Genomic DNA, 16,243 nt, shown 5'->3' with positions numbered 1-16,243 from the left:
CTCAGATGTGACTCAAGTCGCTTGCCCGCCGGATCCCCCGGCGGGCAAGGTCGTGGACACCCGTTGACCCGCATGAATACAGGCAGGACAGGCGGCCGGAGCACCCCACACCGCACCCGGCCCCTCTCATTCGTCCGGCCTCTTGACAGACCCCCCGGCAGGCGGTTCCCGCCACGCGACGTACCATGGGGTAAGGCCGTGGCAGGTTTTCGCCCGGCCGAGGCGAGCGTGCCAGGCCGTACGCGACGCCATCCACTATCCCGGGAGAAGCGCCGAAGTGCCCACGCGCCACGACATCCGTAACGTCGCCATCGTCGCCCACGTCGACCATGGCAAGACGACCATCGTCGATGCCATGCTCAAGCAGGCCGGTGCCTTCGCCGCCCACCAGCAGCTCGACGACCGCATGATGGACTCGAACGACCTGGAGCGTGAGAAGGGCATCACGATCCTCGCCAAGAACACGGCGGTGAAGTACCACCCCAAGGACGGCGGGGCCCCGATCACGATCAACATCATCGACACCCCCGGCCACGCCGACTTCGGTGGTGAGGTCGAGCGCGGTCTGTCGATGGTGGACGCCGTCGTCCTGCTGGTGGACGCCTCCGAGGGTCCGCTGCCCCAGACCCGCTTCGTCCTGCGCAAGGCCCTGCAGGCGAACATGCCGGTCATCCTCTGCATCAACAAGACCGACCGCCCGGACTCCCGGATCGACGAGGTCGTCAACGACACGTACGACCTCTTCCTGGACCTGGACGCCACCGAGGACCAGATCGAGTTCCCGATCGTCTACGCCTGCGGCCGTGACGGCATCGCCTCGCTGACCAAGCCGGAGGACGGCACCGTCCCCGCGGACAGCGACAGCCTGGAGCCGTTCTTCTCCACGATCCTGGAGCACGTCCCCGCCCCGGTCTACGACGACGAGGCGCCCCTCCAGGCCCACGTCACCAACCTGGACGCCGACAACTTCCTCGGCCGTATCGCGCTGCTCCGCGTCGAGCAGGGCGAGCTGCGCAAGGGCCAGACCGTCACCTGGATCAAGCGTGACGGCACCCAGTCGAACGTCCGCATCACCGAGCTGATGATGACCGAGGCGCTCACCCGCAAGCCGGCCGAGGTGGCGGGCCCGGGTGACATCTGCGCGGTCGCCGGTATCCCCGACATCATGATCGGCGAGACCCTGGCCGACCCGGAGAACCCGATCGCGCTCCCGCTGATCTCGGTCGACGAGCCGGCGATCTCCATGACCATCGGTACGAACACCTCCCCGATGGTCGGCCGCGGCGGCACGGGCAAGGGCGCGGACGCCAAGTCCGCGGTCAAGGACCGCAAGGTCACCGCCCGCCAGGTCAAGGACCGCCTGGACCGCGAGCTGATCGGTAACGTCTCGCTGCGCGTCCTGGACACCGAGCGTCCGGACGCCTGGGAGGTCCAGGGCCGTGGTGAGCTCGCGCTCGCCATCCTGGTCGAGCAGATGCGCCGCGAGGGCTTCGAGCTGACCATCGGCAAGCCGCAGGTCGTCACGCAGGAGATCGACGGCAAGGTGCACGAGCCGGTCGAGCGCATGACGGTCGACGTCCCCGAGGAGCACATGGGCGCGGTCACGCAGCTCATGGGCGTCCGCAAGGGCCGCATGGACAACATGTCGAACCACGGCTCCGGCTGGGTCCGCATGGAGTTCGTCGTCCCGTCCCGCGGCCTCATCGGCTTCCGTACGGAGTTCCTGACGAACACCCGCGGTACGGGTATCGCCCACTCGATCCACGAGGGCCACGAGCCGTGGTTCGGCCAGCTGGTGACCCGTAACAACGGTTCGCTGGTCGCCGACCGCTCCGGTTCGGTCACGCCGTTCGCGATGATCAACCTGCAGGAGCGCGGTGTCCTGTTCACCGAGCCCGGCACCGAGGTGTACGAGGGCATGATCGTCGGCGAGAACTCGCGCGCCGACGACATGGACGTGAACATCACCAAGGAGAAGAAGCTCACCAACATGCGTGCGGCTTCCGCGGACAACACCGAGAACGTGGTGCCGCCGCGCAAGCTCTCCCTGGAGCAGTCCCTGGAGTTCTGCCGCGACGACGAGTGCGTCGAGGTGACCCCCGAGGCCGTCCGCATCCGCAAGGTCGTCCTGGACCAGAAGGAGCGCTCGCGCACCGCGTCGCGCGCCAAGTCCGCCAAGTAGTAACCTGCCGAGCCCGGTCGCCGCTCGGGCGGTGACCTTCTCGGCCGCACAGCCGTAGTACGCAACAGCCCCTCCCGTCACGCAGTCCGTGACGGGAGGGGCTGTTCGCGTCTGTCAAGCGGATTTTGTGTTCAGGTGTCCGCATACCGACCGTGACACTCCGGATGGTGAGCTAACCGTCCGTTTCGCACGTGTCTGTCTCCTATCCGTTTGTCCGGATTTCGGGTTTTCGGCCTGGAGTGATGTTGTGAAAACGAGACCACTTAAGTGTGGTTTACGGTCTAAGAGTCCCTGAGGATGGCTCCATTGAGCTCGGGTCAATGGGTCACGCGCTGTGGGGAGCGCCGACTCACGAGCACACTTGGGACACCGTTCATATCGCCGTCAGGGGTGTCGGCGAAACGTATGGGTGTCCTTCACATCTGACAGTGGACTCATGAGGAGGAAACCCATGCGCGGTGCCAAGAGCGCCAAGTGGGTAGCGGGCGCGATTGTCGTCGCCCTGGCAGCGACTGCCTGTGGCGGCGGTGACGACAAGGCCGCCGGCAAGGGCGAGGTTGACCCGAACGGCATCTACTCGATCGAGGTCGGCGAGCCCGAGAAGCTCCTGCAGCCGGCCGACACGATGGAGTCCAACGGCTCCATCGTCATGTCGGGCCTGTTCTCGCAGCTGGTCGACTACGACGCCGACGGCAAGCTGACCATGGTCAACGCCGAGTCGGTCGAGTCCAAGGACAGCAAGCTCTGGACCGTCAAGCTGAAGTCGGGCTGGACGTTCCACGACGGCACCAAGGTGACCGCCGACTCGTACGTCAAGGCCTGGAACTGGGCCGCGAACATCGACAACAAGCAGGGCAACGCGTCCTGGTTCGCGGACATCAAGGGCTTCGAGGCCGTCCACCCCGAGGCGGAGGGCGCCAAGCCCACCGGCACCTCGATGGAGGGTCTGAAGGTCGTCGACGAGAACACCTTCACCATCGAACTCGCCAACGCCGTCCCGTACTTCGCGTACAAGCTCGGCTACGAGGTCTTCTCCCCGCTGCCCGAGTCCTTCTACAAGGACCCCGCGGCCGCCGGTGAGAAGCCGGTCGGCAACGGCCCGTACAAGTTCAAGTCCTGGGAACACAAGAAGCAGATCGAGCTGGCCCGCTTCGACGACTACAAGGGCGAGAACAAGGCGAAGAACGGCGGTGTGATCCTCAAGAACTACACCACCGTCGAGACCGCCTACGAGGACCTGAAGTCCGGCAACGTCGACGTCCTGCGCACCATCGGCCCGAAGGACCTCCCGGTCTACCGCGCCGACCTCGGTGACCGTGCCGTGGACCAGGCGTACTCCGCCGTCCAGACGCTGGCCATCGCGTTCTACGCCGACCAGTGGAAGACCCCGAAGCCGGTCGACCCGAAGGTCATCCAGGGTCTGTCGATGGCGATCGACCGCGACACCATCACCAAGACGGTGCTCCAGGGCACCCGCGAGCCCGCCACCGGCTGGGTCGCCAAGGGTGTCCTCGGCTACACGCCGAACGCGACCGGTGACGTCACCAAGTTCAACCCGGCCAAGGCCAAGGAGCTCATCACCGCGGGTGGTGGCGTTCCGAACAACGAGATCTCGATCCAGTTCAACGCTGACGGTGGCCACAAGGAATGGGTCGAGGCTGTCTGCAACAGCATCACCCAGGCCACCGGCGTGAAGTGCACCGGAGACGCCAAGCCCGACTTCCAGGCCGACCTCCAGGCCCGCAAGTCGAAGCAGGTCAAGTCGATCTACCGCTCCGGCTGGGTCCTCGACTACCCGGTGAACGCCAACTTCATCAGCGACCTGTTCCGTACGGGCGCCGGTGGTAACCAGGGTGGCTTCTCCAACGCCGAGCTCGACGACAAGATCGCCAAGGCTGACACCGCGGCGAGCCTGGACGAGTCCGTGAAGGCGTACCAGGCCATCGAGAAGGACCTGGTCAACTACATGCCTTCGATCCCGCTCTGGTACTACAAGGTCAACGCGGGCTACTCGGAGAAGGTCCAGAACGTCAAGTACGCCCAGGACGGCGACCCGATCATCGAAGATGTCGAGGTCAAGAAGTAAGTTCCGCCGCGTAATTCACGTTCGACGGATGTGGGCCGGCGGGGAGCCGGCCCGCATCCGGGCCTATACGCAGCGCCCGGGGGGCCCTTTCGCGACGCAGTGACGTCATCGTCACGCGCGTGCGTGGCGAAAGGGCCCGTCCGGCTGCCGCTGCCGCATCTTCTACGGAGGCATGATGGGGCGCTATGTCGCACGACGACTGCTCCAGATGATCCCGGTCTTCTTCGGAACGACCATGCTCATCTTCATGATGGTGTACAGCCTGCCCGGTGACCCCGTGGCCGGACTTTTCGGGGACAAGGGCACAGACCCCGCCACGCTGGCCGCACTTCGGCACCAGCACGGTCTGGACCTGCCCAAGTGGGAGCAGTACTACAACTACATGACCGGCATCCTGTTCCACTTCGACTTCGGAACCCAGATCCGCAGCGGACGTGAGATCACCGAGGTCATCGGCAGCGCCTTCCCGGTCACGCTCCGGCTGGCCTTCCTGGCCTTCGCCATCGAGATCGTCCTCGGCCTGGCCCTCGGGATCGTCGCCGGCCTCAAGGCCGGCAAGTTCGCGGACAACCTGATCCTGATCCTGACCCTGCTGATCATCTCGATGCCAGTCTTCGTCCTCGGCTTCATTGTCAAGACGGTGTTCGCCGTCCAACTCGGCTGGATCCAGCCGAACGTCAGCAACAAGGAGACGTGGAGCGAGCTGATCGCGCCGGCCGTCGTGCTGGGATCGCTCTCCCTCGCCTACGTGGCGCGCCTGACCCGCACCTCGATGGCCGAGAACCTGCGCGCCGACTACATGCGCACCGCCGTGGCCAAGGGTCTTCCCAAGCGCCGCGTCATCGGCGTGCACCTGATGCGCAACTCGATGATCCCCGTCGTGACCTTCCTGGGCACCGACATCGGCGCCCTCATGGGCGGCGCGCTCGTCACCGAGTCCATCTTCAACGTCCACGGCGTCGGTGGTCTGATCTACGACTCGGTCGTCCGCCGCGAAGGCATGACCGTGGTCGGTGTCGTCACCTTCCTGGTCGTCGTCTACCTCATAGCCAGCCTGCTCGTCGACCTCCTCTACGCGGTCATGGACCCGAGGATCCGGTATGCCTGACATGACCAAGACCGAAACCGCGACGCCCGAGGCCGCCCCGGCGGACGTCGCCCCGGTGGACCCGGTGAAGGCCGAGAAGGCGCGCAGCCTTTGGGGCGACGCCTGGGCCGACCTGCGTCGCAACCCGTACTTCATCGTCTCCTCGGTGCTGATCTTCCTCCTGCTGATGATCGCTGCCTTCCCGAGCCTGTTCACCAGCGCCGACCCCACCAAGGGCGACCTGGTTCACCACTTCCTGACCAAGCCGGAACTGGGCAGCATCGGTTCGCCTGACTGGCTCGGCTGGGACGGCCAGGGCCGCAGCGTCTACGCGCGCCTCATCTACGGCACCCGGGCCTCGATCATCGTCTCCCTCGCGGTGACCGCGATCGTCACGATCGTCGGCGGTATCACCGGCATGATCGCCGGCTACTTCGGCGGCATCACGGACACGATCATCTCCGGGATCACCAACATCTTCTTCGGTATCCCCTTCCTGCTCGGCGCGATGGTCGTCCTCCAGGCCTTCACCGACCGCACGGTGTGGACGGTCGTGTTCGCCCTGGCCTTCCTCGGCTGGACGCAGATCAACCGCGTCATGCGCGGTGCGGTCATCACCGTGAAGCAGGCCGACTACGTCCACGCGGCCAAGGCCCTGGGCGCCGGCACCACCCGGATCCTGATGCGGCACATCCTGCCGAACGCCATGGCCCCGGTGATCGTGGTCTCCACGATCGCGCTCGGCGGTTACATCGCGGCCGAGGCGACCCTGTCCTACCTCGGTCTGGGTCTCGCGTCCCCGACCATCTCGTGGGGCGTAGACATCTCCGCCGGTGCTGCGCAGATCCGAGTGGCGGAGCACATCCTGCTCTACCCCTCGATCATGCTGAGCCTCACCGTCCTCGCCTTCATCATGCTCGGCGAAGCGGTCCGCAACGCCCTCGACCCGAAGCTGCGCTGAGGAGGGCGTAAGTGATCACCATGGACAACACCTCCAGCGTTCCCTCCCCGCGTGACGGGGACCCGCAGACGCCGCTCCTCGAAGTGCGCGACCTGCACGTCGAGTTCCACACCCGCGACGGTGTGGCCAAGGCAGTCAACGGCGTCAACTACAGCGTGAGCGCCGGTGAGACCCTCGCCGTCCTCGGCGAGTCCGGCTCCGGCAAGTCCGTGACGGCGCAGGCCATCATGGGCATCCTCGACATGCCCCCCGGCAAGATCCCGCAGGGCGAGATCTTCTTCCGCGGCCAGGACATGCTGAAGATGAGCTTCGAGGAGCGGCGCAAGTTGCGCGGCCGGAAGATCGCCATGATCTTCCAGGACGCGCTGTCCTCCCTGAACCCGGTGCTCACCGTCGGCTACCAGCTGGGCGAGATGTTCCGCGTCCACCAGGGCCTGTCGAAGAAGGAAGCCCGGCTCAAGGCCATCGAGCTGATGGACAAGGTGAAGATCCCGGCTGCGAAGCAGCGCGTGGACGATTACCCGCACCACTTCTCGGGCGGTATGCGCCAACGCATCATGATCGCCATGGCGATCGCGCTGGAGCCGGACCTGATCATCGCCGACGAGCCCACCACGGCTCTCGACGTGACCGTCCAGGCCCAGGTCATGGACCTGCTGGCCGAGCTCCAGCGCGAGCTGAACATGGGTCTGATCCTGATCACCCACGACCTCGGCGTCGTCGCCGACGTCGCGGACAAGATCGCGGTCATGTACGCCGGCCGGATCGTCGAGACGGCCCCGGTGCACGAGATCTACAAGCGCCCGGCGCACCCGTACACCCGCGGTCTGCTGGACTCGATCCCGCGTCTCGACCAGAAGGGCCAGGAGCTCTTCGCGATCAAGGGCCTGCCGCCCAACCTGCTGCGTCTGCCCAGCGGCTGTTCCTTCAACCCGCGGTGCACCGCCGCGCAGGACATCTGCCACTCGGAGGTCCCCGCGCTTGCGGTGGTCAGCGAGCAGGACGGCACCGAGCTGCCGGGCCGCCGCAGCGCGTGCCACTTCTGGAAGGAGCAGCTCCATGGCTGAGCTCACCAAGGACACCACCGAGCGCGAGCCGATCCTCCAGGTCCGCAACCTGGTCAAGCACTTCCCGCTGACCCAGGGCATCCTGTTCAAGAAGCAGGTCGGCGCGGTCAAGGCGGTCGACGGGATCTCCTTCGACCTGTACCGGGGCGAGACCCTGGGCATCGTCGGCGAGTCCGGCTGTGGCAAGTCCACGGTCGCCAAGCTGCTGATGAACCTGGAGCGGGCGACGGCCGGCGAGGTCTTCTACAAGGGCCAGGACATCACCAAGCTGTCCGGGCGCGCCCTGAAGGCGGTCCGGCGCAACATCCAGATGGTGTTCCAGGACCCGTACACCTCGCTGAACCCGCGCATGACGGTCGGCGACATCATCGGCGAGACGTACGACATCCACCCCGAGGTGGCTCCCAAGGGCGACCGGCGCCGCAAGGTCCAGGAACTCCTGGACGTCGTGGGCCTGAACCCGGAGTACATCAACCGGTACCCGCACCAGTTCTCCGGCGGCCAGCGCCAGCGCATCGGCATCGCCCGCGGCCTCGCGCTCAACCCGGAGATCATCATCTGCGACGAGCCGGTCTCCGCGCTCGACGTGTCGGTGCAGGCCCAGGTCATCAACCTGATGGAGAAGCTCCAGGACGAGTTCAACCTGTCCTACGTCTTCATCGCGCACGACCTGTCGATCGTCCGGCACATCTCGGACCGCGTGGGCGTCATGTACCTCGGCAAGATGGCCGAGATCGGTACCGACGCGCAGATCTACGAACACCCGACGCACCCCTACACCCAGGCGCTGCTGTCGGCCGTTCCGGTTCCGGACCCCGAGGCCCGCGAGGGCCGCGAGCGGATCATCCTCACCGGTGACGTCCCGTCCCCGGCCAACCCGCCGTCGGGCTGCCGCTTCCGCACCCGCTGCTGGAAGGTCCAGGACAAGTGCTCCGTCGAGGAGCCGCTGCTGGCGATCCCGGAGCGCTTCAAGGGGCAGGACGTCTTCGCCGCGCACGAGTCGGCCTGCCACTTCGCGGAGGAGAAGGCCGTCCTGGCCGTCTGACCTCCCGCGGCTGCAGCCGTACGGCGTCCAGGGCGCCCGGACCGGATTCCTCCGGCCCGGGCGCCCTGGCCTTTTCCGTCCGGCCGTCGATCTCCCCCGGCCGCCCCGGCCGGTCCGACCCTGCGACCTGCCTTTGCACCCGGAGGGGTGACAGGGGGCGCGAGGGGGGGTGCAATCGGTCCAACCGGGGGTGTGCGGGACCTTACATGGGGTGACATAGGGCCCAAGTGAGTCTTGGGATCCATAGGAGGCACTCCATGCGCGGAGCCACCCACGTCAAGTGGGCCGCATGTGCGGTGGCCGTCGTCCTCACGGCGACGGCCTGCGGGGGCGACAGCGACAGCAGCGGCGGCGGTGGCGAGGGTGCCGGGATCATCAGCTCTTCGTGGGGTGACCCGCAGAACCCGCTGGAGCCGGCCAACACCAATGAGGTGCAGGGCGGCAAGGTCCTCGACATGCTCTTCCGGGGTCTGAAGCGCTACGACGCGAAGACCGGCGCGGCCGAGAACATGCTCGCCGAGAAGATCGAGACGACCGACAGCCAGAACTTCACGATCACGGTGAAGAGCGGCTGGAAGTTCAGCAACGACGAGCCGGTCACCGCCCAGTCCTTCGTGGACGCCTGGAACTACGGGGCGGACGTGCGCAACAAGCAGAACAACTCGCCGTTCTTCTCGGACATCGTCGGCTACCAGGACGTGCACCCCGCCACCGGCGAGCCCACCGCCAAGACGATGAAGGGGCTGGTCGTCACGGGCCCGGGCACCTTCACCGTCGCCCTGAAGGAGAAGTTCTCCACCTGGCCGCAGACCCTCGGCTACCAGGCCTTCTCCCCGTTGCCCAAGGCCTTCTTCACCGACCACGCCGGCTGGCTCGCCAAGCCCGTCGGCAACGGCCCGTACATGGTGGACTCGTACACCAAGGGCACCGGGATGAAGATGCGCAAGTGGGACGCCTACCCCGGTACGGACAAGGCCCAGAACGGCGGAGTGGACCTCAAGGTCTACACCGACAACAACACCGCCTACACGGACCTGATCTCCGGAAACCTCGACCTCGTCGACGACGTCCCGGCGCAGCAGCTGAAGAACGTCAAGAACGACCTCGGCGACCGGTACATCAACCAGCCGGCCCTCATCATCCAGACCCTCACCTTCCCCCTGTACGACCCCCAGTGGAGCAAGCCGGGCACGGAGAAGGTCCGCCTGGGCATCTCGCGGGCGATCAACCGCGACGAGATCACCAAGCAGATCTTCCAGGAGACCCGCACCTCCGCCAAGGACTGGACCTCCCCGGCCCTCGGGGAGAAGGGCGGCTTCTCCGCCACCATCTGCGGCGACGCCTGCGTGTACGACCCCGCCGAGGCCAAGAAGCTCATCCAGGAGGGCGGCGGGCTCCCCGGCGGCAAGGTCACGCTGACCTCCAACGTGGACACCGGATCGCACCGCGACTGGATGGACGCCGTCTGCAACAGCATCAACAACGCGCTCGGCGAGGGCCCGGTGTGCACGGTCAACCCCGTCGGCACCTTCGCCGACTTCCGCAACCAGCAGAGCAGCTACAAGCTGACGGGCCCCTTCCGCTCGGGCTGGCAGGCCGACTACCCGCTGATCCAGAACTTCCTGCAGCCGCTGTACTACACGGGCGCCTCCTCCAACTACGGGAAGTTCAGCAACCCGGAGTTCGACAAGCTCGTCGACCAGGCCAACCAGGAGAGCGACGCGGCGAAGGCGATCGCCACGTTCCAGGACGCCGAGAAGATCCTCGCCGAGCAGATGCCGTCCATCCCGCTCTGGTACCAGAACGGCAGCGCCGGGTACTCCGAGCGGCTCACGGACGTGGCGCTCAACCAGTTCAGCGTTCCGGTCTACGACGAGATCAAGGTCAGCTGACCGGCTGACGGATCGCACGGATCCGGGCCTCCCGCCGTGCGGGGGGCCCGCCGAACACCGACACGGGCCCACCCACACACATGGAGCACTCCATGGGACGTTACGTGATCCGGCGGCTGCTCCAGATGATCCCGGTGTTCATCGGCAGCACGTTCCTGATCTTCTTCATGGTGTACGCGCTCGGTGACCCGGTCGCGGCCCTCTTCGGGGACAAGGCACCCGACCCCGCCACCGCCGCGCGCATCCGCAAGGACCTCTTCCTCGACCAGCCCCTTTGGAAGCAGTACCTCCACTACATGGGGCAGATCTTCCAGGGCAACTTCGGCACCGCCTTCAACGGGCAGCCGGTCACCGAGCTGATGGCCAGCGCCTTCCCCGTCACCCTGCGGCTGACCATCGTCGCGATCGTCATCGAGATCGTCTTCGGCATCACCCTCGGCGTGATCAGCGGACTGCGCCGCGGCAAGGCCGCCGACACCTCCGTACTGGTGATGACCCTCGTCGTCATCTCGGTGCCCACCTTCGTGACGGGCTATCTGCTCCAGTACCTCTTCGGCGTCAAATGGGGCTGGGTCAAGCCCACCGTCTCCCCGGACGCCCCCTTCTACGAGCTGATCCTGCCCGGCATCGTGCTCGCCCTCGTGTCCCTGGCGTACGTCACCCGGCTCTCCCGCACCTCGATCGCCGAGAACGCCAAGGCCGACTACGTCCGCACGGCCACCGCCAAGGGCCTGCCGCGCCGCAGGGTCGTCACCCGGCACCTGCTGCGCAACTCCCTCATCCCGGTGATCACCTTCATCGGCACCGACATCGGCGCCCTGATGGGCGGAGCCATCGTCACCGAGAGGATCTTCAACATCCACGGCGTCGGCTACCAGCTCTACCAGGGCATCCTGCGCAACAACTCGCCCACGGTCGTCGGCTTCGTGACCATCCTCGTGATCGTCTTCCTGCTGGCGAACCTGCTCGTCGACCTGCTCTACGCGGTCCTGGACCCGAGGATCCGTTATGCCTGACCCCGAGCGCCCCGCAGGCCCCGGCGGCTACGACCCCGTGGGGCCGCGCCCCCACGAGGCCGTGTCCCCCACCGGCCAGGGCGGTCCCATAGACCTGGCCATCGAAGAGGCCGAGAGCGTCGAGGGCATCGAGAAGGACGCCCGGCCCGGCCGCGCCGGGCCCAAGGACAAGGCCCGCTCGCTGTGGTCCGACGCCTGGCACGAGCTGCGCCGGAACCCGGTCTTCATCATCTCCTCCCTGATGATCCTCTTCCTGGTCGTCATCTCGATCTGGCCCCAGCTCATCGCGAGCGGCGACCCCCTCCAGTGCGACCTGTCCAAATCGCAGCAGGGCTCTGCCCCCGGCCACCCCTTCGGCTACGACACCCAGGGCTGCGACGTGTACACCCGTACCGTCTACGGCGCCCGCGCCTCCATCACCGTGGGCGTCTGCGCCACCCTCGGCGCAGCGCTGCTCGGCTCGGCGCTCGGGGGCCTCGCCGGCTTCTTCGGCGGCTGGGGCGACGCCCTGCTCTCCCGGGCCGCGGACATCTTCTTCGGCATCCCGGTGGTCCTCGGCGGCCTGGTCTTCCTGTCCGTCGTCACCAGCACCACCGTCTGGCCCGTCGTGGGCTTCATCGTGCTGCTCGGCTGGCCGCAGGTCGCCCGCATCGCCCGCGGCTCGGTGATCACCGCCAGACAGAACGACTACGTCCAGGCCGCCCGGGCACTCGGCGCCGGCAACGGCCGGCTGCTCCTGCGGCACGTGGCGCCCAACGCCGTCGCGCCCGTCATCGTGGTCGCCACCATCGCGCTCGGCACGTACATCGCGCTGGAAGCCACCCTGTCGTTCCTCGGCGTGGGCCTGCGCCCGCCGACCGTCTCCTGGGGCATCGACATCTCCAACGCGGCCTCGCAGATCCGCAACGCCCCGCACATGCTGCTCTACCCGGCGGCCGCACTCAGCCTGACCGTGCTCGCCTTCATCATGCTCGGCGACGCGGCGCGCGACGCCCTCGACCCCAAGCTGCGCTGAGGAGCCCCGCACATGCTGCTCGAAGTCCGCGACCTGCACGTGGAATTCAAGACGCGCGACGGAGTCGCGAAGGCGGTCAACGGCGTCGACTACTCGGTGGAGGAGGGCGAGACCCTCGCCGTGCTCGGCGAGTCCGGCTCCGGAAAGTCGGTGACCGCCCAGGCCATCATGGGCATCCTGGACATGCCCCCGGGCCGGATCGCGGGCGGCGAGATCCTCTTCAAGGGCCAGGACCTGCTGAAGATGAAGGAGGAGGACCGGCGGAAGATCCGCGGCGCGGACATGGCCATGATCTTCCAGGACGCCCTCTCCTCCCTGAACCCCGTGCTCAGCGTGGGCGCGCAGCTCGGCGAGATGTACGAGGTCCACCGCGGGATGTCCCGCAAGGACGCCAAGGGCAAGGCCGTCGAGCTGATGGACCGGGTGAAGATCCCGGCGGCGAAGCAGCGGGTCGGGGACTACCCGCACCAGTTCTCGGGCGGCATGCGCCAGCGCATCATGATCGCCATGGCGCTGGCCCTGGAGCCCTCGCTGATCATCGCCGACGAGCCGACCACGGCTCTCGACGTGACCGTCCAGGCCCAGGTCATGGACCTGCTGGCCGAGCTCCAGCGCGAGCTGAACATGGGGTTGATCCTGATCACCCACGACCTCGGCGTGGTCGCCGACGTCGCCGACAAGATCGCCGTCATGTACGCGGGCCGGATCGTCGAGGCGGCTCCGGTGCACGAGATCTACAAGGCGCCCGCGCACCCGTACACCCGCGGCCTTCTGGACTCCATCCCGCGCCTCGACCAGAAGGGCCAGGAGCTGTACGCGATCAAGGGCCTGCCCCCCAACCTGCTGGCCATCCCGCCCGGTTGCGCCTTCAACCCGCGCTGCCCGATGGCGCAGGCGGTGTGCCGCAGCGACGTCCCGCCGCTGTACGCGGTGACCGGATCACCGGTGCGGCGGACCAGCGCCTGCCACTTCTGGAAGGAGTGCCTCCATGGCTGAGTCCCTCCTGGAAGTGAAGGACCTCGTCAAGCACTACCCGTTGACCCGGGGGATCGTCTTCCGCAAGCAGATCGGCGCGGTCAAGGCCGTCGACGGGGTCTCCTTCGACCTCCGGGCCGGCGAGACCCTGGGCATCGTCGGCGAGTCCGGCTGCGGGAAGTCGACCGTCGCCAAGATGCTGGTCAACCTGGAACGGCCGACGGCCGGCGCGATCTCGTACAAGGGCGAGGACATCACCAAGTTGTCGGGGCGCGCCCTCAAAGCGGTCCGGCGCAACATCCAGATGGTGTTCCAGGACCCGTACACCTCGCTGAACCCGCGCATGACGGTCGGCGACATCATCGGCGAGCCGTACGACATCCACCCGGAGGTCGCCCCGAAGGGCTCGCGCCGGCAGAAGGTCCAGGACCTGCTGGACGTGGTGGGCCTGAACCCTGAGTACATCAACCGGTACCCGCACCAGTTCTCCGGCGGCCAGCGCCAGCGCATCGGCATCGCCCGCGGACTGGCCCTCCAGCCCGAGATCATCGTCGCCGACGAGCCGGTCTCCGCGCTGGACGTGTCGGTGCAGGCCCAGGTGATCAACCTGCTGGAGCGCCTCCAGGACGAGTTCAGGCTGAGTTACGTCTTCATCGCGCACGACCTGTCGATCGTCCGGCACATCTCGGACCGGGTCGGGGTCATGTACCTCGGCCGGATCGTCGAGATCGGCACCGACACCCAGATCTACGACCACCCGACCCACCCGTACACCCAGGCCCTGCTGTCGGCCGTACCCGTCCCCGACCCGGAGGCCCGCACCCACCGGGAGCGCATCATCCTCTCCGGCGACGTGCCGTCCCCGGCCGACCCGCCCTCGGGCTGTCCCTTCCGCACCCGCTGCTGGAAAGCCCAGGAGCGGTGCGTGGTGGAGGTGCCGCTGCTCGCCGTTCCGGCGGTCTTCCCGTCCGGGCCGGCGGCCCACCCGTCGGCCTGTCACTTCGCTGCGGAGAAGCAGGTGGTCCCGCCGACTGCCCCGCCGCCGCCTCCGCTCACGAAGGAGTAGCTCACGCGGCCGATCATTTCCGGCCACCCACGGTTATCCGGCAGGGAATCGACGGCTTCGCGGCTCAACGTCGTTAACACGGGGGCAACTTGACCGTTTCTGCCCCGAGATCTGGGGCATGCAGCCTGGATGGCGTGCGGCCGTGCGGGTGCCGACAGCCGGCCGGAGAGGCGTACAGCCCCTCCGGCCGGCCTCCCCCGTGACCCGGTCCATGCGCGGCGTGCGCCCCTTGTGCTGCCGGATTTCGATCGATGCGCTGGTACGGAAAGTTATGATCCGTAGCGCACGGTGGGTATGACTCTCGCCGAGCACGAATCGTGTACCGATGTCCGCTCGACGTGGAGGTGAAACGCCGTGGCACTCTCGATCTCGGCCGTGGTGCTGCTGGCGATCGTCGTATTCCTGCTGGTCCGAAGGTCGGGCCTGAAGGCGGGACACGCGGTGGTCTGTGTGCTCCTCGGTTTCTATCTGGCGAGTTCCACCATCGCCCCGACACTCAGCCAGCTCACTTCGAACGTGGCCAGCATGATCAGTGGGCTCAAGTTCTAGGACCCGCCTCGTAGGCTAGGCGCCATGAACGGTCTTCCCGCCCGTCGTCTGCTCCTCGTGCACGCGCACCCGGACGACGAGTCGATCAACAACGGCGTCACCATGGCCAAGTACGCGGCCGAGGGTGCCCACATCACCTTGGTGACCTGCACCCTCGGTGAGGAGGGGGAGGTCATCCCGCCCGCGCTCGCACACCTGGCGGCCGACCGCGACGACAGCCTCGGCGCCCACCGCGTCGGCGAACTCGCTGCCGCCATGGCCGAGCTGGGCGTCGGCGACCACCGGTTCCTCGGCGGCCCCGGCCGCTTCCGGGACTCCGGAATGATGGGCGCCCCGCAGAACCGCCGCCCGGAGGCCTTCTGGTCCGCCGACGTGGACGAGGCCGCCGCCTACCTCGTGGAGGTGATCCGGCAGGTGCGTCCGCAGGTGCTCGTCACCTACGACCCGGACGGCGGTTACGGGCATCCCGACCACATCCAGGCGCACCGGGTCGCCATGCGCGCGGCCGAACTCGCCGCTGAGGGCGCGTACCGGCGTGACCTCGGTGAGCCGCACGCGGTCGGGAAGATCTACTGGAACCGCGTCCCGCTCTCGGCGGTCGAGGAGGGCTTCGCCAAGCTGAGGGCAGCCGGCGACGCGGCGCCCTTCCCGGGGCTGGCCTCGCCGCAGGACGTGCCGGGCGTCGTCCCCGACGAGCGGATCACCGCGGAGATCGGCGCCGAGGAGCGGTTCGTGGCGGCGAAGGCGGCCGCCATGCGCGCCCACGCCACCCAGATCGCCGTGGACGGGCCCTTCTTCGCGCTCTCCAACGACCTCGCGCAGCCGCTGTTCGCCCGCGAGTACTACGAACTCGTGCAGGGCCGCCCGGGCGTACCGGCGGGCGAGCGCGAGCACGACCTGTTCGCGGGGGTGGACGCGTGACCGGGACGCTGACCCCGGCGCGGATCGCCGGCTGCCTGGGCCTGCTGGTGGTGGGCGCCCTGACCGGCATGGCCGGCTGGCTGGTGGTGGACCTGTGGTTCCCCGGCGGCCTGCTCCTCGCGCTGCTGGCGGCCTTCGGACTGTTCCTCGGCGGGCGGATCGCGCTCGGGACCGGACTCGGGGTGGGTGGGGCCGCGGTCGGCTGGTTCCTCGCGTACGTGCTGCTCGGCGCCCCGCGCCCCGAGGGCGACTTCCTGCTCAGTTCGTCCGGAATCGGCCTGTACGCCTACCTTTTGGGCGGAACGGTGCTCGCTGTGATGTGCGCCACGATGCGCGGCCCGCTGGATCGGCCGGTTTCGGCCGCGCGGCCTGCCAAGTGAC

General features: G+C 67.6%; 14 protein-coding genes. All 14 read left to right on the top strand.

Going from position 1 to position 16,243, the window contains the following annotated elements:
• The first annotated feature begins 277 nt into the window (after positions 1 to 277).
• A complete protein-coding gene (gene typA, locus ACFYOB_RS31660) occupies positions 278 to 2,182 on the top strand; it encodes a translational GTPase TypA (protein ID WP_388565706.1) in 1,905 nt (634 codons plus the stop codon).
• A gap of 451 nt (positions 2,183 to 2,633) precedes the next feature.
• Positions 2,634 to 4,268 (top strand): ABC transporter substrate-binding protein, encoded by a 1,635-nt coding sequence (locus tag ACFYOB_RS31655; RefSeq protein WP_388565703.1) that lies wholly within the window; start codon positions 2,634 to 2,636, stop codon positions 4,266 to 4,268.
• A gap of 175 nt (positions 4,269 to 4,443) precedes the next feature.
• Positions 4,444 to 5,376, top strand: coding sequence for an ABC transporter permease (locus ACFYOB_RS31650; protein WP_388565893.1), 933 nt, complete (start codon positions 4,444 to 4,446; stop codon positions 5,374 to 5,376).
• The gene (locus ACFYOB_RS31645; RefSeq protein WP_388565701.1) at positions 5,369 to 6,316 is read left to right on the top strand and encodes an ABC transporter permease; all 948 of its coding nucleotides are present in this window, start codon (positions 5,369 to 5,371) and stop codon (positions 6,314 to 6,316) included. Before ACFYOB_RS31650 ends, ACFYOB_RS31645 begins: the two co-directional genes overlap by 8 nt.
• A 20-nt stretch (positions 6,317 to 6,336) precedes the next feature.
• Entirely contained in the window at positions 6,337 to 7,383 is a 1,047-nt protein-coding gene (locus ACFYOB_RS31640) for an ABC transporter ATP-binding protein (RefSeq protein WP_388565890.1), read from the top strand.
• Positions 7,376 to 8,428, top strand: coding sequence for an ABC transporter ATP-binding protein (locus tag ACFYOB_RS31635; protein WP_388565698.1), 1,053 nt, complete (start codon positions 7,376 to 7,378; stop codon positions 8,426 to 8,428). Before ACFYOB_RS31640 ends, ACFYOB_RS31635 begins: the two co-directional genes overlap by 8 nt.
• 257 nt (positions 8,429 to 8,685) lie before the next feature.
• On the top strand, positions 8,686 to 10,320 hold the full coding sequence (locus ACFYOB_RS31630; protein ID WP_388565696.1) for an ABC transporter substrate-binding protein: 1,635 nt from the start codon (positions 8,686 to 8,688) through the stop codon (positions 10,318 to 10,320).
• 92 nt (positions 10,321 to 10,412) lie between these two features.
• Complete coding sequence (locus ACFYOB_RS31625) at positions 10,413 to 11,336, top strand: ABC transporter permease (RefSeq protein ID WP_388565693.1); 924 nt, start codon at positions 10,413 to 10,415, stop codon at positions 11,334 to 11,336.
• Positions 11,329 to 12,351, top strand: coding sequence for an ABC transporter permease (locus ACFYOB_RS31620; protein WP_388565690.1), 1,023 nt, complete (start codon positions 11,329 to 11,331; stop codon positions 12,349 to 12,351). Before ACFYOB_RS31625 ends, ACFYOB_RS31620 begins: the two co-directional genes overlap by 8 nt.
• A gap of 12 nt (positions 12,352 to 12,363) precedes the next feature.
• Positions 12,364 to 13,347 (top strand): ABC transporter ATP-binding protein, encoded by a 984-nt coding sequence (locus tag ACFYOB_RS31615; RefSeq protein WP_388565687.1) that lies wholly within the window; start codon positions 12,364 to 12,366, stop codon positions 13,345 to 13,347.
• Positions 13,340 to 14,392 carry an ABC transporter ATP-binding protein gene (locus ACFYOB_RS31610; protein WP_388565685.1) on the top strand — a complete coding sequence of 351 codons (1,053 nt, stop codon included), beginning with the start codon at positions 13,340 to 13,342 and terminating at the stop codon, positions 14,390 to 14,392. The genes ACFYOB_RS31615 and ACFYOB_RS31610 overlap by 8 nt, the downstream gene beginning before the upstream one ends.
• A 354-nt stretch (positions 14,393 to 14,746) precedes the next feature.
• Positions 14,747 to 14,941: a hypothetical protein gene (locus tag ACFYOB_RS31605; protein ID WP_053677094.1), complete on the top strand. Its 195-nt coding sequence runs from the start codon at positions 14,747 to 14,749 to the stop codon at positions 14,939 to 14,941.
• Positions 14,942 to 14,965: 24 nt separating this feature from the next.
• Complete coding sequence (gene mshB / locus ACFYOB_RS31600) at positions 14,966 to 15,862, top strand: N-acetyl-1-D-myo-inositol-2-amino-2-deoxy-alpha-D-glucopyranoside deacetylase (RefSeq protein WP_388565683.1); 897 nt, start codon at positions 14,966 to 14,968, stop codon at positions 15,860 to 15,862.
• Complete coding sequence (locus tag ACFYOB_RS31595) at positions 15,859 to 16,242, top strand: DUF6113 family protein (RefSeq protein WP_388565681.1); 384 nt, start codon at positions 15,859 to 15,861, stop codon at positions 16,240 to 16,242. Before mshB ends, ACFYOB_RS31595 begins: the two co-directional genes overlap by 4 nt.
• Position 16,243: the final 1 nt, after the last annotated feature.

It is taken from the genome of Streptomyces sp. NPDC006463 (genome assembly GCF_042870715.1).
GTDB lineage: Bacteria > Actinomycetota > Actinomycetes > Streptomycetales > Streptomycetaceae > Streptomyces.
Note: the sequence above shows the minus strand (reverse complement) of the source record. Positions and strands in the feature narration are given on the sequence as shown.

Bases quoted from the DNA above. Each gene is read 5' to 3' on its own strand.
- ACFYOB_RS31655 (WP_388565703.1), top strand. From the start codon at position 2,634: ATGCGCGGTGCCAAGAGCGCCAAGTGGGTAGCGGGCGCGATTGTCGTC.
- ACFYOB_RS31650 (WP_388565893.1), top strand. From the start codon at position 4,444: ATGGGGCGCTATGTCGCACGACGACTGCTCCAGATGATCCCGGTCTTC.
- ACFYOB_RS31645 (WP_388565701.1), top strand. From the start codon at position 5,369: ATGCCTGACATGACCAAGACCGAAACCGCGACGCCCGAGGCCGCCCCG.
- ACFYOB_RS31640 (WP_388565890.1), top strand. From the start codon at position 6,337: ATGGACAACACCTCCAGCGTTCCCTCCCCGCGTGACGGGGACCCGCAG.
- ACFYOB_RS31635 (WP_388565698.1), top strand. From the start codon at position 7,376: ATGGCTGAGCTCACCAAGGACACCACCGAGCGCGAGCCGATCCTCCAG.
- ACFYOB_RS31630 (WP_388565696.1), top strand. From the start codon at position 8,686: ATGCGCGGAGCCACCCACGTCAAGTGGGCCGCATGTGCGGTGGCCGTC.
- ACFYOB_RS31625 (WP_388565693.1), top strand. From the start codon at position 10,413: ATGGGACGTTACGTGATCCGGCGGCTGCTCCAGATGATCCCGGTGTTC.
- ACFYOB_RS31620 (WP_388565690.1), top strand. From the start codon at position 11,329: ATGCCTGACCCCGAGCGCCCCGCAGGCCCCGGCGGCTACGACCCCGTG.
- ACFYOB_RS31615 (WP_388565687.1), top strand. From the start codon at position 12,364: ATGCTGCTCGAAGTCCGCGACCTGCACGTGGAATTCAAGACGCGCGAC.
- ACFYOB_RS31610 (WP_388565685.1), top strand. From the start codon at position 13,340: ATGGCTGAGTCCCTCCTGGAAGTGAAGGACCTCGTCAAGCACTACCCG.
- mshB (WP_388565683.1), top strand. From the start codon at position 14,966: ATGAACGGTCTTCCCGCCCGTCGTCTGCTCCTCGTGCACGCGCACCCG.